Annotated in this window: 23 protein-coding genes and 1 pseudogene; 1 reads left to right on the top strand and 23 read right to left on the bottom strand. The window is 40.5% G+C overall.

Annotated elements, in window-relative coordinates; genetic code table 11:
• Positions 1-441: 441 nt before the first annotated feature.
• The 6 genes from NYE79_RS02430 to NYE79_RS02405 form a co-directional block, all read right to left on the bottom strand.
• Entirely contained in the window at positions 442-1,293 is an 852-nt protein-coding gene (locus NYE79_RS02430; protein ID WP_216728884.1) for a DNA adenine methylase, read from the bottom strand.
• The gene (locus NYE79_RS02425) at positions 1,286-3,103 is read right to left on the bottom strand and encodes a hypothetical protein (protein WP_000460638.1); all 1,818 of its coding nucleotides are present in this window, start codon (positions 3,101-3,103) and stop codon (positions 1,286-1,288) included. The genes NYE79_RS02430 and NYE79_RS02425 overlap by 8 nt, the downstream gene beginning before the upstream one ends.
• A 79-nt stretch (positions 3,104-3,182) precedes the next feature.
• Positions 3,183-5,834, bottom strand: coding sequence for a valine--tRNA ligase (locus NYE79_RS02420; RefSeq protein ID WP_339293760.1), 2,652 nt, complete (start codon positions 5,832-5,834; stop codon positions 3,183-3,185).
• On the bottom strand, positions 5,827-6,405 hold the full coding sequence (locus NYE79_RS02415; RefSeq protein WP_227232333.1) for an AAA family ATPase: 579 nt from the start codon (positions 6,403-6,405) through the stop codon (positions 5,827-5,829). Before NYE79_RS02415 ends, NYE79_RS02420 begins: the two co-directional genes overlap by 8 nt.
• The gene (locus tag NYE79_RS02410) at positions 6,405-6,965 is read right to left on the bottom strand and encodes a GNAT family protein (RefSeq protein WP_216728886.1); all 561 of its coding nucleotides are present in this window, start codon (positions 6,963-6,965) and stop codon (positions 6,405-6,407) included. The genes NYE79_RS02415 and NYE79_RS02410 overlap by 1 nt, the downstream gene beginning before the upstream one ends.
• 278 nt (positions 6,966-7,243) lie before the next feature.
• Positions 7,244-7,639 (bottom strand): helix-hairpin-helix domain-containing protein, encoded by a 396-nt coding sequence (locus NYE79_RS02405; protein ID WP_216728887.1) that lies wholly within the window; start codon positions 7,637-7,639, stop codon positions 7,244-7,246.
• A 218-nt stretch (positions 7,640-7,857) separates the two neighbouring features.
• Here NYE79_RS02405 and NYE79_RS02400 point away from each other — a divergent pair, with 218 nt between their 5' ends.
• The gene (locus NYE79_RS02400; RefSeq protein WP_216728888.1) at positions 7,858-8,163 is read left to right on the top strand and encodes a DUF898 family protein; all 306 of its coding nucleotides are present in this window, start codon (positions 7,858-7,860) and stop codon (positions 8,161-8,163) included.
• Between the two features lie 42 nt (positions 8,164-8,205).
• Here NYE79_RS02400 and NYE79_RS02395 read toward each other — a convergent pair whose 3' ends face one another.
• From NYE79_RS02395 to NYE79_RS02315, 17 genes and pseudogenes are all read right to left on the bottom strand, one after another.
• Positions 8,206-8,460 carry a DUF1912 family protein gene (locus NYE79_RS02395; RefSeq protein ID WP_000119707.1) on the bottom strand — a complete coding sequence of 85 codons (255 nt, stop codon included), beginning with the start codon at positions 8,458-8,460 and terminating at the stop codon, positions 8,206-8,208.
• Positions 8,461-8,469: 9 nt separating this feature from the next.
• Complete coding sequence (locus NYE79_RS02390; RefSeq protein WP_000752872.1) at positions 8,470-9,804, bottom strand: DUF438 domain-containing protein; 1,335 nt, start codon at positions 9,802-9,804, stop codon at positions 8,470-8,472.
• Positions 9,804-10,037 (bottom strand): DUF1858 domain-containing protein, encoded by a 234-nt coding sequence (locus tag NYE79_RS02385; protein ID WP_061587516.1) that lies wholly within the window; start codon positions 10,035-10,037, stop codon positions 9,804-9,806. The genes NYE79_RS02390 and NYE79_RS02385 overlap by 1 nt, the downstream gene beginning before the upstream one ends.
• Before the next feature lie 214 nt (positions 10,038-10,251).
• A complete protein-coding gene (locus NYE79_RS02380) occupies positions 10,252-10,434 on the bottom strand; it encodes a hypothetical protein (RefSeq protein ID WP_000505781.1) in 183 nt (60 codons plus the stop codon).
• 1 nt (position 10,435) lies between these two features.
• Complete coding sequence (locus NYE79_RS02375; RefSeq protein ID WP_070657204.1) at positions 10,436-11,215, bottom strand: hypothetical protein; 780 nt, start codon at positions 11,213-11,215, stop codon at positions 10,436-10,438.
• A 257-nt stretch (positions 11,216-11,472) separates the two neighbouring features.
• A pseudogene (locus NYE79_RS02370) lies at positions 11,473-11,559 on the bottom strand (ribosome-binding factor A); the annotation flags it as partial.
• A 42-nt stretch (positions 11,560-11,601) separates the two neighbouring features.
• Entirely contained in the window at positions 11,602-12,711 is a 1,110-nt protein-coding gene (locus NYE79_RS02365; protein WP_070657206.1) for an SPFH domain-containing protein, read from the bottom strand.
• A 10-nt stretch (positions 12,712-12,721) separates the two neighbouring features.
• Positions 12,722-13,279 carry a hypothetical protein gene (locus tag NYE79_RS02360; RefSeq protein ID WP_083307422.1) on the bottom strand — a complete coding sequence of 186 codons (558 nt, stop codon included), beginning with the start codon at positions 13,277-13,279 and terminating at the stop codon, positions 12,722-12,724.
• A gap of 20 nt (positions 13,280-13,299) precedes the next feature.
• Positions 13,300-13,803, bottom strand: a complete 504-nt coding sequence (locus NYE79_RS02355) for a hypothetical protein (protein WP_070657209.1) — start codon at positions 13,801-13,803, stop codon at positions 13,300-13,302.
• 174 nt (positions 13,804-13,977) lie between these two features.
• Positions 13,978-14,328 carry a 30S ribosome-binding factor RbfA gene (gene rbfA, locus NYE79_RS02350; protein ID WP_001273601.1) on the bottom strand — a complete coding sequence of 117 codons (351 nt, stop codon included), beginning with the start codon at positions 14,326-14,328 and terminating at the stop codon, positions 13,978-13,980.
• Positions 14,329-14,494: 166 nt separating this feature from the next.
• A complete protein-coding gene (gene infB, locus NYE79_RS02345; RefSeq protein WP_339293759.1) occupies positions 14,495-17,281 on the bottom strand; it encodes a translation initiation factor IF-2 in 2,787 nt (928 codons plus the stop codon).
• 16 nt (positions 17,282-17,297) lie between these two features.
• Complete coding sequence (locus NYE79_RS02340) at positions 17,298-17,597, bottom strand: YlxQ-related RNA-binding protein (RefSeq protein WP_001041399.1); 300 nt, start codon at positions 17,595-17,597, stop codon at positions 17,298-17,300.
• Complete coding sequence (locus NYE79_RS02335) at positions 17,590-17,883, bottom strand: YlxR family protein (RefSeq protein ID WP_000857560.1); 294 nt, start codon at positions 17,881-17,883, stop codon at positions 17,590-17,592. Before NYE79_RS02335 ends, NYE79_RS02340 begins: the two co-directional genes overlap by 8 nt.
• A 21-nt stretch (positions 17,884-17,904) precedes the next feature.
• Complete coding sequence (gene nusA / locus NYE79_RS02330; RefSeq protein WP_247929976.1) at positions 17,905-19,041, bottom strand: transcription termination factor NusA; 1,137 nt, start codon at positions 19,039-19,041, stop codon at positions 17,905-17,907.
• 42 nt (positions 19,042-19,083) lie between these two features.
• Complete coding sequence (gene rimP / locus NYE79_RS02325) at positions 19,084-19,563, bottom strand: ribosome maturation factor RimP (RefSeq protein ID WP_000338696.1); 480 nt, start codon at positions 19,561-19,563, stop codon at positions 19,084-19,086.
• A gap of 126 nt (positions 19,564-19,689) precedes the next feature.
• Positions 19,690-20,325: a tRNA (guanosine(46)-N7)-methyltransferase TrmB gene (trmB, locus tag NYE79_RS02320; protein WP_001266088.1), complete on the bottom strand. Its 636-nt coding sequence runs from the start codon at positions 20,323-20,325 to the stop codon at positions 19,690-19,692.
• Positions 20,322-21,116 carry a phosphotransferase family protein gene (locus tag NYE79_RS02315; protein WP_247929975.1) on the bottom strand — a complete coding sequence of 265 codons (795 nt, stop codon included), beginning with the start codon at positions 21,114-21,116 and terminating at the stop codon, positions 20,322-20,324. The genes trmB and NYE79_RS02315 overlap by 4 nt, the downstream gene beginning before the upstream one ends.
• Between the last annotated feature and the right edge of the window lie 43 nt (positions 21,117-21,159).

Genomic DNA, 21,159 nt, shown 5'->3' with positions numbered 1-21,159 from the left:
ACTACTATCGCCAGAGCGAACAGACTCTGACCTCATTTTATCATGTACTCTTTATTGTACGATAATTTTGCGGAATAGTCAAAGGTTAAATAGGAGAAAGTGACAGGACTTTTTATTTCTTTGCTACCCAGCCGATAGCATCGCTTGGTGGATTCTCGGTATCAATCCAGATGAATTCGATGCCGATGATATATGAAATTAAACTGCAATACTATACTTCTCAGGATGGTTCGAACTTACGGAATTTGTTATGTAGTAACCTGCTTTCTAAATTGTTGGCTAACCATTCTAGTATATCATTTTAAGAAAATACAAATCAATTGAATCATTCCTTAGAAATTATAAAAAATTCCCTTTACTCTATTGCTAGCTTACAAGTTTTAAAATCTAAAAAATTATCAGTTATTGTTTGAACTAACTAATCTTAGTTTAAGATGTTATTTATAAAATGTGTAAATACTCGTTGATTTTAGCTGATGATAATTCTTCACTAAAAAATATATATTCTATTCCTTTTTTTGAATTACCCGCACTATAGTTTAACATATAAGGGAAATGCTCAAATTTTGAGTACATATTTTGGATTTCCTCGTGAAAATCATATGTAAGAACCCATTTATGTTTACACATATATTTGTCAATAGTGTCTCGTAATTCTAAATGATCTATGTGTTCATAAAAATTTGTGTACAATTGTTTTCCCTTAACATAATATGGTGGGTCAAAAAAAGTCAGAGACCGTTTTGTACGATTAATATTATTTTTAATAAATTCAATAGCATCTATATTATACAAATTGATTCTACTCTTATTTTTAGCAATTAATTCAATCTTATTTATCAATACTTCTGTATTATATCTGCAATCCATTTTATAATTTCCCATTTGGGCTCTGCCACCTATGGGACCAGCTTGAATAATTCCTGATCGATTAGTTCTATTTAGATAAAATGTAGAGAAACCTAATGTAAGTAAGTCGACATTTTCTTTGTTTCTTTGAATATCTTGCTGCTTATCCCATTCTTCAATCGTAAATACTGCCTCTTTTACTTTTTTTATAAAAGAATCAGTATTATGTAAAATTGAAAACCACATTGCATAAATGGATTTATCAAAATCATTTAACATTATTTTTTTTACGTCATTATTAAGCAACAATTTTAATGCTACTGCAGCCCCACCACAAAACGGCTCTATATAAGTATCAATATTGTTATTCTCTACCAAATATTTAACATACTGATAAGTTTTATTTTTTCCCCCAGGATAGCGTAGCGGGCTAAAATTATCCATTATTCACTCCTTCATACAATCTATTAAATACAATAGAGAAAAAATTTTGATACTTACTGCAAGTGGTTTTAATATCAATGGAACTTATAGTGGTCCCGTAATCATGAATTAAACCATTTAATGTTTCTATATCATTAGTATTTTTTAACGCCTTTACTTCCTCTTTATTTAATAACCCTTTATCAGATAAATGTCCTTTAACTGTGGTAATAAGGGAGGATAAATTATCAGCAGGCTTCTTAACTGAGAATAAGTCTATGTAAGCTTTAGTAGTATATTCAATTAACGCACGAAGTAAAAATGCAATTATGATATATTCGTCGTTACTATGTGATAAAGAGTTGTATTTTTGTAAGTTTCTTATCACTCCACAAATTTTAAAATACTTGGGATTAGCTGATAACTTTGATAAAGACTCATCATACCACCGTTGGTTAAATAAAACTTGATATTCCTGTTGCTGATTATTAATCGCTATATTTAAACATATTGGAAAATGTTTAGTTTGTCCATTATATTTAACATCGATAGTGTACGTCCCGTTTTCAGAAATAGACTCTATAATATTATCTGTAATTACGATATTTTGATGATTGCAACTAATTAAAAGCCTAGAATATTCTGAACTTTGTCTTGAAACTTTATTATTTTTATCATCTCGCAATTCAATATCATCAGCTAAATCATAATTTTCTCGTTGTATAGTAACTGATTGCTTGGGAACAAAGAATTTATATTTTGTTTCTTGATTTTGTGTGTCATTATTATTCGTAGTATTCTCACGCGTATCATTTGCTGGTAAGTTAGGAGTCTCTTTATTATCTCCCACACTATCTTCAGTAGTTTTTGTATCATTACTTATAGGAGTATTTTTTAATGACTCTTCATTAGAACCGTTGATTTTTTCAGATTCTTTATATTCCTTAATTTTGTCAGCTAAACCTGGTATTACTTTGTCACTTTTGACAATTTCATTCCATTGTCCTTGTACACTAAATACCCGTGTATCTAATTTTTTATCAATCCAAACTGCTTTACCTAATAATCCTAATATTTCATGATAGACTTTTTCATTTTTTGCTACAACTTGAAAATCATCATTAAACTCAAGTTTTAACTCTTTAATCAATGGTCTTGAAACTCTCGACACAAGAACATCTGTATCTAAATGCGTTAACTTTTCCAAATCAGACTTATAAATTTTGGCTGCATTATAAACTGAAGTTAAATAATTTAGTTGTTGTATAGCATTTCTTATCGCAACTTTTCCTTCTGGAGTAATATTTTTAATATTATCTAAAGCTTCATCACTTGATAATCCCTTTTCCCTATATTGGGTATAAAGATTATGGTAAAATACCCTTTTATCAGTCGCACTCCATGTCTTAATCCCATCAACATGTTTTGCACTAATTTTAAAAAGCGCTTCGTCTCTAGTATCTTCTTTTACTACATCACAACTAACTTCAAAATCACTTAGATTCAGATTTAATTGTTTAAGTTTATTTCTTTCTGAACTTGTTAATAGAGATGAATACTGAAACAAAAGTTTCAGCGAAGCAATTCTTCGATTACCTTCTAATACAGTATAATTAATCTTTCCAGCATTTCTGCTTTTTAAAACGATAATACGTTCACCTATTGTGTTATACCCGTTTTCTCCAATTTGAAATGCAAGTTCTTTAATCTGCTCAAATTCAACCAAATATTTGACTATTTCTTCTTCAGTATTAAAATCAAACATTGAAAATCTAGGGTTATTAAAATCTAAATTAATTTCTAAAGGATTTAAAACTACAGTATCAAACATATATATTCCTTTCACAACTGCTACATTTATAATTGATATTATAACACAAAAAACACGGCATTACACCGTGTTTCTGTGTTTATTTCACCAACTTCTTCATCTCATCAATACGCGCCACTGTCGCGTCGTATTTGGCTTGGTAGTCGGCTTGTTTGTCGCGTTCTTTTTGGACGACTTCTGGTTTGGCGTTGGCTACGAAGCGTTCGTTAGAGAGCTTCTTACCGACCATATCCAGTTCTTTTTGCCATTTAGCCAGTTCCTTGTCGAGACGAGCCAGTTCTTCTTCGACATTGAGAAGGTCTGCGAGTGGCAGGTAGATTTCTGCTCCAGTGATGACGCTTGACATAGCGAGTTCAGGTGCAGGGATAGTTGATGCGATTTCCAAGTGTTCTGGATTTGTGAAGCGTTTGATGTAGTTGACATTGCTGTTAAAGAAGGTTTCCAAGTCGCTATCGCTTGTCTTAACAAGAATCGTGATTGGCTTGCTTGGTGCTACGTTTACTTCCGCACGCGCATTACGAACAGCACGGATCAAGTCTTTAAGACTTTCTACACCTGTGTGAGCCACAAGGTCTTCAAAGGCTGGGTTAACAGTTGGGTACTCTGCTGTAACGATAGAGCCTTCTGAGATTTGTCCAAAGATTTCCTCTGTTACGAATGGCATGATTGGGTGAAGGAGACGAAGGATCTTATCCAAGGTGTAAAGGAGAACAGAACGTGTGATGACTTTCTCTTCTTCGTTATCGCTATAAAGGACTTCCTTAGTCAACTCAACGTACCAGTCCGCAAACTCATCCCAGATGAAGTTGTAAAGGATGTAGCCAGCCACACCAAACTCAAACTTATCAAAGTTCTCAGTGACTTTGCCGATCGTTTCATTGAGGTTGTGGAGAATCCAGCGGTCAGTAACATTTCCGGCTTCCTTGTTAACAACTTTTTCGACATTGGCAGTTGCTTGCTCAAGAGTCAATCCTTCATTGTTCATGAGGATGTAGCGAGAGATGTTCCAGATCTTGTTAATGAAGTTCCATGAAGCATCCATTTTCTCGTAAGAGAAGCGCACGTCTTGCCCTGGTGCAGAACCATTTGATAGGAACCAACGAAGGGCATCGGCACCGTATTTCTCGATAACATCCATTGGATCAATCCCGTTACCGAGAGATTTCGACATCTTGCGTCCTTGCTCATCACGAATGAGACCATGAATCAAGGCATTTTTGAATGGCGACTTGCCAGTAAATTCCAAACCTTGGAAAATCATCCGAGACACCCAGAACGGAATAATATCATAACCAGTCACCAAAGTTGATGTTGGATAATAACGTTTAAAGTCTTCTGAGTCGACATCCGGCCAGCCCATGGTAGAGAATGGCCAAAGAGCCGAACTGAACCACGTATCCAAGACGTCTTCGTCCTGAGTCCATCCGTCACCTTCTGGAGCTTCTTCCCCAACATACATTTCACCCTCAGTATTGTACCAAGCAGGGATTTGGTGACCCCACCAGAGCTGACGAGAAATTACCCAGTCATGGACATTTTCCATCCATTGAAGGAAGGTATCATTGAAACGAGGTGGGTAGAATTCTACCTTGTCGTCTGTGTCTTGGTTGGCAATGGCATTTTTAGCCAATTGGTCCATCTTGACAAACCATTGCGTAGACAAACGTGGCTCAACTACAACACCGGTACGTTCTGAGTGACCAACGCTGTGGACACGTTTTTCGATTTTAACGAGGGCACCGATTTCTTCCAACTTAGCAACGACTGCCTTACGAGCTTCAAAACGGTCCATGCCTGCAAATTCGAAGGCCAAGTCGTTCATAGTTCCATCGTCGTTCATGACGTTGACTTGTGGCAAGTTATGGCGTTGACCAACCAAGAAGTCGTTTGGATCGTGGGCAGGCGTGATTTTCACGACACCTGTACCAAACTCAGGATCAGCATGCTCATCTCCAACGATTGGAATCAATTTATTAGCGATTGGAAGGATGACATTTTTTCCAATCAGGTCCTTGTAGCGTGGGTCTTCTGGATTGACCGCAACAGCAACGTCCCCAAACATAGTCTCAGGACGAGTCGTCGCAACTTCAAGGGCGCGTGAACCGTCTTCTAGCATGTAGTTCATGTGGTAGAAGGCACCTTCGACATCCTTGTGAATGACCTCGATATCAGAAAGGGCTGTGCGGGCTGCTGGGTCCCAGTTGATGATAAACTCACCACGGTAGATCCAGCCTTTCTTGTAAAGGTCCACAAAGACCTTGCGAACCGCTTTTGACAAACCTTCGTCAAGGGTGAAACGCTCACGAGAGTAGTCTACAGAGAGGCCCATCTTGCCCCATTGTTCCTTGATAGTCGTCGCATACTCGTCTTTCCATTCCCAGACCTTATCGAGGAATTTTTCACGACCCAGGTCATAACGCGTAATGCCCTCACCACGCAAGCGCTCCTCAACCTTAGCTTGAGTCGCAATCCCAGCGTGGTCCATCCCTGGAAGCCAAAGCGTATCAAAACCTTGCATGCGTTTCTGACGGATGATGATATCTTGCAAAGTCGTATCCCAAGCGTGACCAAGGTGGAGTTTCCCAGTTACGTTTGGTGGTGGAATAACGATAGAATAAGGCTTAGCCTTTTTATCGCCAGAAGGCTTGAAAACATCTTCGTCAAGCCATTTTTGGTAACGACCAGCCTCAACCTCGGCTGGATTGTATTTAGGTGAAAGTTCTTTAGACATGTGTTTGTCCTTTCTCTATTGTATTCATTTTATCTTGAATCTGCTTAGCAACTTCTTCTGCAGACAGATTCGTATTATTTATTTTAAGATAGTGGTGCAACTCATTCGGTTGGTTTTGAGAATTTAATTGAAGGGTTTCAGTGGTCTCTAAAATTTCTCTTTCAGATACCTCAATATGTCGTTTTAAGGGTTTGTGCTTTAATCGATTCTCCGTTCGATTTCGATGTAAGCACTCTTCAAGACTTGTTTCCAACTCCACAAAAAGAATCTCTTGATGATAGTCATCCAACAAATTCTGAATTTGCTTCAAATACAGCAGCTGGTACTGATTTGAAAAATCAATTACGTCTGTTAAAATCACCGATCGATGATTCCGAGCGCTTGTTTCAAGAAAAGAAAAGGTAATCCCTCGAACAAACTCCCACATTTCCTCTGTAAAGTCCTGATAGATTTCTAGTGCAAAATCGATGGCTTGATGGTTATAAAAGAGGGTAGCATCTGTCAGTCGAGATAACTCTTGACCAATCGTCATTTTGCCAGAAGCCGGAGCCCCAATGATGAAAATGTGCATCAAACCACCTCCCACTCACTCCTCAGCAAGCCATATATCAGACTGTCACAACGGTTGCCTTGGGCATCTTTGCGGTCTCTTATGCGAGCTTCAAGGGTAAATCCAAGTTTCTCTGCGACTCGTTGACTTTGGACATTGTAGCCAAAACAAGTCAGCTCAATCTTGTGAAGACCAAGTTCTTTAAAAGCTAAATCAATCAAGGTACTCGCAGCTTCGGGCACATAGCCTCGACCCCAATAGTCTGGATGTAAGATATAGCCAATCTCCAAGACATCATCCTCGTGACGACGAGGGAAATCAACAGAGCCGATGACCTTATCAGTCTCTTTAACGACAATTCCATAGCCCGCTGGGAGATTATTCTTTTCATTGCGCTCGGGCAGAATATGCTCCAGATAATAAATCTCATCTTCCAAGGTCTTGACGGGCGGAAAACCTGCTGGATAGGAAACTTCTGGCCTACTGGCATAGTCAAAGATATCCACAACATCAGGCACGGAACGGACTCGCAAGACCAGACGCTCGGTCTCTATTCGTTCTGGCAACTCTGCTCTTGTCATCCTTCTACCTCGCTTTCTACAAAAAATCGCCCCTGCCATCTACATGACAGGGACGAATGTGCTTATCCGCGGTACCACCCAATTTCGGGCAGATGCCCGCAACTCTCGTCTTTAAAACAAAAAGACAATATTATTTCATTTTTCATCCATCAGCAACCAGTTTTGACACATTTGTGGACTTCTCAGCACCGCCACTTTCTGTAAAATGTGAGATTCAAAACACCTCTGATGGCTTTATTGTAGCAAGTTTTTGACGGAAATGCAAGGGACAAGAAAAATTACTTGAAGCTAATTCCGAGCTCTTTTAATTTCTTTATGGTAGCTGGGCCGATTCCCTTCAAGGCAAGGAGTTCTTTTTCAGTCCAGTTTTTGAAGTCAGAAGCTGACTTGATGCCTTCATCATAGAAAGTCTTCGCGCGATCTACTGAAAGGCCACCCAAAGTAGCTGCGAAATCTTCTACTGAATTGGCTACTTTTTGAGCCTGTTCCTTGGTCGCTTCTACTGCTTGTTCCACTTTTTTAGAGACGACTTTTCCTGCTTGGCTGGCAGATTTTTCTGCGTGTTTCACAACTTTCTTGGTCTCTTCGACAACTTTGGTCACCGTACCTGAAAATGCACCTGAGCGACGAAGGCTATTTCGCAATTGTTTTTTACGTTGGAGTTTCTTTGACATGATAAAATCCTTTCAATAAAAAATCCCTGCTCTGACAAGGATTTAATAAAGATATTTTATCAATATTTCGACGAAAAATCAAGAAAGGAAATAAGATTCCCCTTAAAAATCTAGCCGTTTTTTCCTTTCAAACTAGTTTGACAATGATTCGACTTCTTGATAAAATATGCAGTAATGTGCAAGACTGATTCACGTAAAAAGCTGACAAGGAGAACAATATGAATAACGAAAGTTACTTTGACGGTGGTCTTTTGAGCTACGTTGGACATGCTATCCTAGCCATGCTTATCATGGGATTTACTGTTGGAATCGCTACACCATGGGTAGTTTGTATGATGCAAAACTGGAAGGTTAAGCACACTGTCATCGATGGACGTCGCCTTTATTTTGACGGAACAGGTTCTCAATTATTCGGGAACTGGATCAAGTGGTTCTTGCTCACCATCATCACCTTGGGCATCTATTCATTCTGGTTACATATCAAAATGGAACAATGGATCACAAAACACACACATCACGTATAAACAAAAAAAGTGCGTTCATACGCACTTTTTGATTTGTAACGATTAGTAGTTTCGCTCACCAAACAATCCTTCTGGCAAATCATGGAATCCCTTGCCTGCCTTGAAATTTTCGAACTTACCAAGCAAGAACTGGTAGGCATCCAAGCGACTTTCGTAGCGAATCATGGCATCTTTGGCACGTTCGTCTTGGTCTTCTTCGTAGACCTTTTGACTTTCCTTGTGCGCCATGTCGTTGATCATGATCTGGGTATTGACCCAAGCTTCAAATTCCTTCATAAATTCCTGTTCGTAACTCATTGATTCTCCTTATTCTAATCCACGGAAGAAGTCCGTATCAATCTCTCGGTAGGGCTGGATATCCTGAACATACTCCAACACGCCTTGGAATTCCCCGTTTTCATCGTGTACCGCAGCATAGGTAATGTGGACAAACTTGCCTCGCGAATCTGACTTGAACCACATTTCATACTTGTCCTTGACCCCTTCACGAAGACCTTGCATAACGGCCTTCACCTTTTCTAGATATTTGGGCGGATGGCAGAGTTCTACATTGCGCCCGACTTGGGACGGCGTCCGTTTGAAAATCATCTCATCAGCTGGCGTATTGTCATTGTAATACTGAAAAATATCGTCTTTATTGACAAAAGTGATCTCCATAGGGAGGTGATTGAGGATGAGATTGGCCTGCTCGACGGAGAGATAACCATTGCCAAAAGCCTGTTGACTATGACGGTCCAGCACTGCTTCCTTTTCCTTAGGGGTAAAGGTAATGGTGAACTGGCCTTCTGGTGTATCGATAACTTGCTGAACTTGACCTTCAGCCGTGTCCAGCTGCACGGGCTCCTCTGCACTCTTTTCCTCAACGAAACTCTGTCGTTCTGGCACCCATTTTTCAGACGGACGGATGATGGCATAGCCGTAGGCATCGCTCTCCTCCGCAATCTGAATCCAGTCATCCTGGGTGAACGACTCAAGAAGAATCATGAGAAGGATGGACTCTTCCTTGAAAATCATACTTTCAAACTCTGTCGCAAAAGCTTCAAAGGCCTCCTTTACAGTGGAAATCGCCACTTCTGGTAGTGCCTTAGCCGTCGCTAGAGCTGTCTGAAAGAGTTCTCTAATCTGGTCATCCACCCCCCACATGACTTTAGGAGGTGAATCGTGACCATAGCGCTCCATGATGGGAAAAAAGAGCTCTTCCTTGCGCTGATAATGGATGTTAAATTGCCCCAACAGCCCCATTTGACGGACCAAGCCCTTGCGCATCTCTGCCAGCATTTCCTCATCTTCCATAGACTCATAGGTATCCAACAGTCTCCGAATACGAATCAAGGCAGCACGGAGTGCCAGATTTTCATCCTTGAAGACGCGAACTGGGTGGCCAGGGTGTTCAGTATCCTCTACTTCGACGCCCTTAACAGCATTTTTAAAAAGATTAGCATGGACATCGCAGAGTTCCATGACATCTTCAAAGGTGACACCTGAGTCTGAGTTCATCAGCTCGTGCTCCATGAGGGAAATCTCAATGGCTGAAACACCCGTAAAAGTCGCATCAAAACGCTCCTGAACTGACTCGGGAGAGGCGCCGTTGTGCAATTCTAACAAAATATCCCGTAGGATATGAATCCGTTCATCTGCCATTAGTCTAATCCAATCACTTCGTAACCATTCGCTTCCAGTGTGCGGACAATCTTGTCCATAGGAGTTCCTTCAAGTTTAGAACCCTGCTTAAGCGATACTTTGCGACCGACTGTGTTGCGCATCAAGGGATTAGCAAGTGGTTTAAAACCAAGCTCCACTAGGATTTCCAAGACTTCCGGGTGCTTGTCTACCACTTCTGCAACGGGTATTGACATATCGATGATATTGTCCATGACGACCTCCATTGTATGTTCTAATACTCAATGAAAATCAAAGAGCAAACTAGGAAGCTAGCCGCAGGCTGTACTTAAGTACGGCAAGGTGAAGCTGACGTGGTTTGAAGAGATTTTCGAAGAGTATAAAATGATTTTACTGCTTATATTATACCATATGGGAAGAGATTAAAAAACTAGCAGCGTAGTTCCTGCTAGTTTCTTTCATTTCAAGTTATTCCTTATCATCTGGTTTTGCGAGCCACTGGGCTACATCCATCAGCTTGTCAGCAAGCAGTACTTTCCCGAAACCTACTAGAGCATTGTCATCTTTTTTCATGTTCTTCAGGACTTTGACGCTTTGCATCACGAAAAAGTAATTCCCGTAAGTCTTGGCTAGAATCTTAATGAACCCCATATTACTCACCTTCTATGATTTCGACCTCTTTTCGGATTGTATCAACGTCTCTTTGATATTGTACTTCATTGTAGTTGACTAGCTTGGACAATTCCTGTTGCAATCTTTCTCCCATCGGCTTCATGGTCGCAAAGGTTAAGCCACCAGAAATGACTCCACCTAGGATAGGAATCACTTTCCCCATCCCTTTGGCTAGGCCTCCTTTTGTCAGATTGACACCAAAAATTTTCAAAACTTTTTCTAAAATTGGATACCAAAGAGTTTTTGTCAAGGCTTTCTTGTTCACTACTTTTATGACTTGCTTGGCTACTGTCACACCACCTGATCGAAGCAGGGCACCTGCGCCATTTACTCCCAGCATCACACCGAGATACAGTAGAAGTGTGTTTTTAGCTTCCTCGCTTAACTCATTGCGCGATGCCCAAAGATCATCAAATCCGTAAATATACCCTAGTTCCTGAGCTAGTTTTAATGAGAATGCATAAAACTGGGCTACGTCTGTCGGAATAGTAATCGCCATGACAATCCCTCCAGGTAGACCAGCCAAAACCGAAGTTCCACTGGCTAGCAAGACATTGTCCTTAATACAGGCCTTTGCCACTCGGTCCAAGCTTTCCTGAGGCAACAAAGAAGTCGGCCCTTGTTCTAATAAGGTTGCAATATCCTTACGGTCTAATTCCTTTGAAAACTTTTCTACTAAAAACTTTTCTCGATCGACCTTGACTACGGGTAGTTTCACCACTTGTTGTAGTACTTGCATAGCTATATCTTGTTTAGCCATATATCTCTCCGTTTTTCATTTATATCAAGCTTTATCATATCATACTATTTGAAATTTACAAATTTTTTAAACTGCGTTTTACAAGGGCAATATATCGATGATTAGCAAACAAACTACTCCGACAAGAAAAAAGAGGGGAATCCCCTCTTTCTTATACTCAATGAAAATCAAAGAGCAAACTAGGAAGCTAGCCGCAGGCTGTACTTGAGTACGGAAAGGCGACGCTGACATGGTTTGAATTTGATTTTCGAAGAGTATTAGTTCTTATCCAGATTGCGTAGCATTGCGTCAATCTTGTTTCCATATTCGATGGACTCATCTTTGACGAAGGTTAAATCTGGTAAATTCCGCTTCTTCTAATCAATAACAATACTTGATTTTTATCATTATAAATCCATAATTTCTTTTTTCTTTATATCAAATTCTTCCTGAGACAATATACCTGCATCTAAAAGTGATTTAAGTTTGGTTAGGGCTTCAATTTGTTCATCTAGAGAAAGAGTTGGTTTGGTCACCTTTTCATCTAGACCTTGTACCATATTCATGCCAAAAATCATTCCTGCACCATCTCCTAAACCATGTTGTTCTATTCCTGATGCAATCTTTTGTTGTGCTGCAATATTAGATGATTTCTGCGAAATTTCCTCATATGCTTTTAAATTCATCTTATTTGATGAAAATTGTTTAACGAGTTCCTTGGATTCAGGCGAAAATTCAATATTTGCAACAGCAACTTTAACAATCTCAAAACCAAAGCGTTCCTTCCAAGTACCAGCATATTGTTTATTACTTAATACTTGTTCTGCAAGAACTCCAGTTTGTGAAGGCAATTGTGAAATACGATAGCTTGTTGATAAAGCATTTAAAGCCATTGTAAAGGATTGAAGAAATTCTGTTACTATTTGAGCTCTAGCCTGAGCACTATCAAAGGAATAATAGGTTACATTTGCTGGTAGAAAATTTTTAACAAACTGGGTAGCATCCGTAATTCTAATAGAAAAAGTTCCAAAAGCACGCACTTCTAAATCCGCACCATAAAACAAATCATTATACATAACTGGTCCACGAGTACCAAACCTAATGTCACGAATTTCTCTCAAGTTAACAAAACAAATCTGTTTTTGTTGATCACTTTGTCCACCGAATCCAACACGATTCACGACATTATCAAACAAAGATTTTTTAAAACCATCTCCATTAAAAATACTACTCTCACCATTTTGATATTCATAACCACCCGGTTCTGTGATGATATCTTCTATCCCAGACTGACTAAAAATAAAAGCAGCTGTGTTTTCAGGGACAAAGATTTTTGAGCCATTTGAAATGATACCTAAGGACCCTTTGTTATTGACTCCTCTACCATTATTACTTTCTTGAAGAATACCTGGGCAAACAGCCGTGTGTTCGTCAAAGGCTTGAACTGTGATAATTTCTTTCCACTGGTCTGCAAAAGTTCCATTAATGGAATCCGTTACTGCTTTAATTATACCCATCTTTCATCTCCTACAAACTCTGTTCCATGTCACAAAAGCTACATTTCACTATTTGTTTTGTCGTTCCCGATAAAGGAGCACCACAAAAAGTACACTTGGTAGATAATTTTTCTGGTTCTGTGTCTTTAAAACCTAAGCCTGTTTTGAAAGCATCAAATGTATCTTTAATTGTTTCTGCTAAAACATCTGTTCCAAACAAACTGCTATCACCCAATGTTTCAAAATCATTCGTATCACCAGAAATCAATTTAATAATATTAGTTGCCCACTTATCAGTATCTTTAGTATTAGAGAATGAGAAAATAGCTTGACCGCTATTATAGTAAATTTCTAAGCGTTTAGAACCATTATTTTTAGTTACAGAAACTTGTGGTTTACCTTCAAATATTTTTATTTGATTAATAGGTATGATGATTTGTTCTTTTTTTCCCCAAAATATACCCTTTTTTATGTGTATTAAATGTAAGTTTGTTAAAATTAGATCATCCGTATACAGACCATTTTTCCCAAAACTAACATCATCACTATTCATAATCATATATTCATGAGGTAATAATTGATAGTCCATCTTTAGCCCCACTCTTCCTACTATAGACTAGCTTTCCACTGTTCTACTTGTTGATGTAGATTATCACGATAATCTTTTAGAAATTGAATAATTTCCTCTTTTCCTTGAATTGGTGCTTTCTTCAATGGTCCATATTGTTTTTTCTGCTCTTCCATTTCTTTTTTAGTACTATCTTTTAATTCTTGGATAGAAGCACTGTCTTCTAAAGCAGTTCCCTTAAAGGCTTCATCTGCTTCGGTATAGTAATTATCAACAATTTTCTCATACATAGTCAAATAATCTTCATAGGTTTTTATAGACTCAATTGTCGTATCGCTAACATCTTGTGGGTTAAAATCGCTTGAACTGAGTTTTTCTTTTGCTTTAGCAAACAACCCTTTCTTTTCAGAACTACTAGATGAAGCTTCTGTTTGATTCTCACTAGAAGAGCTACTTGTTTTTTCAGAAAGAGAACTACAAGCAACTAGAGTAGAAACGGAAAGACATAGTAAAGCTAAACGACAAACTTTTTTTACATTATTCATTAATAGAATCTCCTTTTATTTATAAAATTATCATATCATATTTCCTAAAAAAAAAAAAGCATTTTCTAATCAGTAAACATTTTATAAATACAGAATTCCATTTTTAAAAGAATATTTTTCCATCTCAAATTCCACCTATTTTCTCCACCAAAAAAGAGGGTTCTCCCCTCTTCTTTAGTTTTTATCCAGATTGCGTAACATCTCGTCAATCTTGTTTCCATATTCAATGGACTCGTCTTTGACAAAGGTTAAATCTGGGATTTTGTACAATTTCAAATTGCGACCAAGTTCACGTTTGATAGTACCAGTTGCTTTTTCAAGCCCGATTTGAGCTTTTTGGTTATCCGAAGCAAGGTTACTCAAAATGGTGTAGTAAACCTTAGCAACAGACAAGTCACCTAGCATCTGAACATCTGTGATGGTCACACCTTGGACACGGGGATCACGGACTTTCTTTTGCAAAATCTCATTGACTTCGCGCTTAATTTCCATGCCCACACGATCCGTACGGAAATGATTTGCCATGACATTCCTTTCTCTACTTTGAACCAAAAGCTAGGCCAGCAGACCTAGCTATTTCTGTTAGATAGAGGAACTAGAGCCATTTGAATCTAGGAAACAAGCCTTAGATAGAACTAAGGGTTCATCAAGGCACTGTTGACGACGAGTCAAATTGGCTATCGTTTCTCTATTATCGTTTGATTTCTTCCATGACGTATGCCTCAATCACATCATCCATCTTGATATCATTGTAGCCCTCAATCATCAATCCACCTTCACGACCGTTTGTAACTTCTTTGACGTCGTCTTTGTAGTGTTTCAAGCTGGCGAGTTCGCCATCATAGATTACGACACCGTCACGGATAACACGGACTTTAGAATCACGGGTAACCTTACCGTTGATAACCATGAATCCACCGATAGTTCCGACTTTAGATACCTTAAAGGTTTCACGGATAACTGCTTCACCGATAACTTTTTCTTCGAATTCAGGATCAAGCATCCCTTTCATGGCTTCTTCCATCTCTTCGATAACCTTATAGATAATGCTGTGGAGACGGATTTCTACATCGTCAGCTTCAGCTTGTTGACGCGCTTGTGGTGTAGGGCGTACGTTGAAACCAACGATAAAGGCATTTGAAGCTTCCGCAAGGGTCACGTCAGATTCGTTGATAGCACCGACTGCCGAGTGGACGATGGTAACTTTGACACCTTCCACATCGATCTTTTGAAGCGAGGCAGAAAGGGCTTCAACAGAACCTTGTACGTCGGCCTTGATGATAACGTTAACTGACTTAAGCTCACCAGCTTTAAGTGTATCAAAGAGGTTTTCAAGGCTGACACGTTGGGTAGCTTGACGTTGTTTCATAAGGGCACGTTTGGCACGTTCTTCACCTGCTGCACGCGCAGATTTTTCATCTTCGTAAACCGCAAAGTGGTCACCCGCCATTGGCGCTTCATTCAAACCAGTAATAGAAACTGGTGTTGATGGACCTGCAACCTTAACACGACGACCAAGGTCATTGGTCATAGCACGGACACGACCGAAGGTATTTCCGACAACGATTGGGTCTTGGACATTCAAGGTACCTTGTTGGACAAGAAGGGTTGCGACCGCACCTTTTCCTTTATCCAAGCGCGCTTCGATAACCGTACCGATCGCACGCACTGTTGGGTCTGCCTTGAGTTCTTGGATTTCAGCTACAAGAAGGACTGTTTCCAACAATTCTTCGATATTTTGGTTGAATTTAGCTGAGATTTCAACAAATTCAGAATCTCCACCCCAAGCTGTTGACATAACCCCATGCTCTGCCAATTCACCGATAACGCGTTCTGGGTTGGCACCTGGTTTATCAATCTTATTGATGGCTACGATAATTGGAACGTTCGCTGCTTTTGAGTGGTTGATGGCTTCAATAGTCTGAGGCATAACCCCGTCGTCGGCCGCTACAACCAAGATAGTAATATCGGTAACAGATGCACCACGCGCACGCATAGAAGTAAAGGCCGCGTGTCCTGGTGTATCAAGGAAGGTAATCTTCTTGCCATTTTCCACGATTTGGTAAGCACCGATATGCTGCGTGATACCACCTGCTTCACCTGTCGCTACACGAGAGTTACGAAGGGTATCCAAGAGGGTTGTCTTACCATGGTCAACGTGTCCCATGATGGTTACAACTGGTGGACGCTCAACCAATTCATCTTCGTTAAGATAGCCATCTTCGACAAAGAAACGTTCGATGTCGGCATTATCCACTTCAACCTTTTGTTTGGCTTCGATACCGTAATCCACCATGAGGAGTTCGATGGTTTCCCCATCCAAGGATTGGTTTTGTGTAGCCATGACACCCATCATAAAGAGTTTCTTAACGATTTCAGCTGGTTCACGTTTGATACGTTTTGCGATTTCCGCAACAGTCATACCATCTGTATACTCAAATTCTGTTGGCAATTCATGGAACTTACGCTCTGTAACAGGTTTTGGAGTCTGGTTACGGTTGTTTTGCTTGTTCCCTTTTTTATTTTTCTTGTTGTTATTCCAGTTACTATTTCTTTGATTTCTCACTTGATTCTGACTACTTCGATTCTTTTGTTGTTTTCTAGGACCATCTTCTTCGTGATCATAATCATCACGTTCTTTGTCTGGTCGAGCTTGTTTTTTACGACGTGTATCCACTGGCGCTTCTTTCACTACAGGAGCTACTGTTACTGCTGGCTGCGTTTGTTCAGCTAGCTTAGCAGCTTCTTCAAAGATTTCCTCTGGCTCCTTGCGTTTGTTAGCTTGAGCCAAGGCTTCTTTGGCAGCTTGCGATTGTTTGAAGCGCTCCTCGCTTGAGCGTGCGTACTCTGCATTTTGCTCTGCTTTTAGGGCTGCTGCACGGGCTTTAAAGTCAACACGTGGTCCAGCTTGTTTTGGCTGGAAGTCTTGTTGCTGACGGCGATCATTGCCACGATTCCCTTGACCTTGTGGTTTTTTCCCTTGGTCGTTGAATCGGCGATTGTCGCGGTTCCCTTGACCAGGTTTACCACCATTACGGCCGTCATTTTTCTGACGGTTGCCGTTTTGTTGTTGGTCACGGTTGTTGCCCTTGTTTTGTTTGCGTCGCTCTGCCTGCTCTTTGGCACGCGCCTCACGCTCCGCCTTGAAGTTTCGACTCTGTGGTCTTGCGGCCACTACTTTTTCTTCCTTAGGAGCTGCAGGTGTAGCTGATTTTCTTTCTTCCTTTGCGGCAGCTGGTTTAGATGATGCAGGCTTTTCAGCTTTCTTTTCTACACTTGCTTTTGGTGCTGCAGGTTTTGCTTCTGCCTTAGGAGCAGGTGCAGGTTTAAAGCTAGCTGCGATTTGCTCAGCAGCAGCAGCTTCCACGCTCGATGAGTGGCTTTTCACATCCAAGCCCAACTCTTTTGCACGCGCTACAACTTCTTTACTTTCTTTTCCAAGTTCTTTTGCGATTTCGTACAATCTTTTCTTAGACAAATCATGTCCTCCTCTTCTATTCCATAAGAGACCTCATTTTCTTTGTAAATCCAGCATCTGTCACAGCCAAAACCTTTCGCGATTTTCCGACTGCTATGCTTAATTCCAGTGTTGAAAACACGGTTATAACTTCTACTTGATAATAGTCACTTTTATCTTGAATCTTCTTGGTCAGATTGGGACCAGCATCCTGTGCTAGAAAGACTAGCTTGGCTTTCTGATCTTGGATGGCCTTGACCACCAATTCCTCACCTGATATGATCCGGCCTGCTCGTTGAGCAAGTCCCAAGAGATTACTTATCTTTTGCTTATTCAAGTCCTAACTCTCTTCTTTTCACTTTGTGATCAACATAGGCGATCAACTCGTCATAAAAGCTTTCTTCCACTTCCATGTTAAAGCTGCGGTTAAAGACTTTCTTCTTTTTTGCCTCTAGGGCTTCTGCATTGTCTAGCTTGATATAAGCGCCACGGCCATTGGCCTTGCCTGTCGGATCGATAAAGACCTGTCCTTCTTTGTTCTTGACAATGCGGAGCAAATCACGCTTATCAATCACTTCATTGGATACAACAGACTTGCGCAAAGGGATTTTTCTTGTTTTCATCTTTCCCTCCTCTAGCAGCTTTTATTCTTCGATCAATTCATCCGCAGCTGCGTAATCAACTTGACCTGCTTCTTCCATAGCTTCAAATTCGCTGGCAGACTTGATATCGATACGGTAACCCGTCAAGTGAGCCGCCAAGCGAACGTTTTGTCCACGACGACCGATAGCAAGAGAAAGTTTGTTATCAGGTACAACGACCAAGGCACGTTTGCTGTCATTTTCATCAAAGATAACTTGGTCAACCTCTGCAGGTGCGATGGCATTGTAGATAAACTCAGCTGGATCCGCTACCCACTCGATAACGTCAATGTTTTCTTCGACAGGAATCATGCGATCGCTCTTAGCATCGTAACGAGCTGGGTGGAATTTGCTGGTGATTTTCTTGATGTTGGCACCACCACGTCCAACGATTGTCCCGATAGCGTCTACATTTGGATTGTGGCTACGAACGGCAACCTTGGTACGGTCACCAGCTTCGCGGGCTACGCTCATGATTTCAACAGTTCCATCGTAAACTTCTGGAATTTCTTGCTCCATCAAGCGTTTAATCATTTCTGGATGGCTACGGCTAACAAATACGTTGACACCACGAGGGTTGTCTTCAACCTTGTAAACGTAGACTTCGATACGGTCATGGGAAGCAAACACCTCTCCAGGGATTTGATCTTGTTTTGATAATTGGGCTTCGATGCTGCCAAGGTTGACGTAAATAAAGCGGTTGTCAAATCGTTCTACCGTACCAGACATGATTTCTTGTTCATGTTCTTTATAAGTATTGTAAGTGATGGCACGTGTTTGCTTGCGCATTTTTTCCATGATGGTTTGTTTGGCAGATTGGGCAGCTACACGACCAAACTCAGCAGGTGCTTCTTCAAACTTGATTTTGTCACCAAGCTCATAGGCTGAATTAATGGCAAGAGCATCTTTCAAGCTGATTTCCAAACGGCTATCAAATACTTCATCAACAACTTCACGGACAGTATAGACAGTAAAGTCTCCTGTTTTTTCATTGAAGTCGATGGCTACGCTGTCAGATTGACCATAGCGTCTGCGATAAGCGGAACGAAGCGACTCTACTACTGCCTCGATAATGTCTTCTTTTTTGATTCCCTTGTCTTCTTCCAAAATGCGGAAGGCCTCTAGCATTTCTTTACTCATGTTTTCTTTGCTTTTGAATCCTCAAAAGCTATCCTTTCTTTTCTATAGTTTTACTGCTAAACGTGCTTTTGATACTAAACTGTATGGAATTTGGACAGTTTTCTTACGTGTCTTGTCCATATACTCCATAGTCAACTCATCCCCTTCAAAGGATACCAAGGTTCCTTCAAAGACTTTTTGCTTATCAATGGCTTGGTAGAGCCCGACATGGATGTATTTCCCAACTGCTCCAGCGACAGCATCCTTGGTTTTCAAAGGACGTTCCAAGCCTGGACTGGTGATTTCTAGGAAATATTGTTCTGGGAAGGGATCAGGCTTGATGGTGTCTAGGACAGGACTGATGATTTCTGTCAGGTCTGCCGTGTCGTTCAAGGTAATTCCTTCAGGTTTATCTACAAAAATACTGAGAATCATGTCACTGCCAATCTTTCCATACTCGATATCCACGAGCTCGAAAGGCGCTTGGATGACAGGTTCTACAACTTCTCTGACTAATTCTACGATTGTTGCGATTGCGTCCACCTCCTCATAAGCAAGAGGCGAAGATATTTCCCCGCCTCTCTTTCTCATATTCTTACTATCAGTATAGCACGTTTGTCAATTTATGTAAAGTATTAGCACTCAAACAGCTGGTTTTCAAGCTATTTCTTAAAATTCTGCCTCAACTCGGTAGATCACTTGACCTTTGCTGGAGAATTTTTGCTCATATTCTGTCATGACATTGCCTTCAAAATCACTGGCATGCAAGTCTAGCCAAACACCATTGAGTTTCATCCCATACTGAGAAAAGCTCACTAGACTATACTCAAATAAGCCACGATTGTCTGTCTTGAAATGGATTTCCCCATTCTCAGGCAAGATGCGCTTGAAGGTATCCAAGAAACTCTTGTAAGTCAAACGACGTTTTTCATGGCGTTTTTTAGGCCAGGGATCAGAAAAGTTTAGGTAGAGACGATCAATCTCACCGTCTTCAAAGTAGTCAGTCAAATCTGAACCATCTACCCACAGCAATTTGATATTTGGCACTCCAACTTCTAATACCTTATCCAAGGCATAACTCAATACCGACTTTTGGATATCAATCCCGATGTAGTTGATGTCAGGATTTTGCTTGGCCATTCCTGATACGAAGGCCCCTTTCCCACTTCCAACCTCTACATGAATAGGATGATCATTTCCAAACAAGTCTCGCCATTTCCCTTTAGCTTCCAAGGGATTGAGGACCACATACTGAGGATTGGCCTCTAGTAATTCTGTCGCCCCTTTACGATTTCTAACTCTCATCTCTTCTTTCCATACTTGTCACGGAAGACGCGCAAGGCGTAAATCTCCCGGTTTACATTGTCTAAATCTTGATTTTCACAGTATTTGGCAATCTGGTTCAAGTAAGAATACTGACCATACCAATACAATTTATCTAACACTGTCTGATTGTACTTATAGCCGTAGTCTCTCAACCATTGATGCCACTGATGATCTGGAATGTAGTGGCATAGCAAATGCGCTACATCAAACATACGATCCGTCAGACGAACCGAATCCCAATCCACTAGATAAACGAGTCCACTCTCTGTCTCAATCCAATTACTATGACGAAGATCCCCATGCACAATCGTTGCATGGTCTTCCCTAAAACCTGGAACCGTCTTACCTAGCTCAGCAATCACACTGTTCAAATAGTGGTTCTGCTTCAAGATTTCTGGAACTCCTTGCTGCCAAGAACGTAGCAAATCAACTGGTGTTTCCATAGTATAGCCCAAACGGCTCAACTGCTTCATCAAGGGACGCGAGCGGTGAAGGCGGTTCAAGATATTGATAATCTGCTTGCGATTCATGTCGTAAGGGGTCAATATTTTGCCCATCAACCATTCCTGAGCACACATATCACTGCCATCTGGCAAACGACGAGTCCATAGTAATTGAGGAGCGATTTGTTCTCTGGCTAGGCCAGGTAGGATTGGAGAGGTGTTCATTTTTACAAAGACGCGCTTCCCATCAGGGTAGCTTCCCATATAAGCCTTGCCGCTCTTCCCAGGTATAGGGGTCAGCGTTAGCTCATTATCACCCAAGTCCATTTCTTTCCTCCGTATAAAGTTTCCTTACTATTCTACTAGTTTT

This window comes from Streptococcus sp. FSL W8-0197, assembly GCF_037963785.1.
Taxonomy (GTDB): Bacteria; Bacillota; Bacilli; order Lactobacillales; family Streptococcaceae; genus Streptococcus; species Streptococcus oralis_CQ.
Note: the sequence above shows the minus strand (reverse complement) of the source record. Positions and strands in the feature narration are given on the sequence as shown.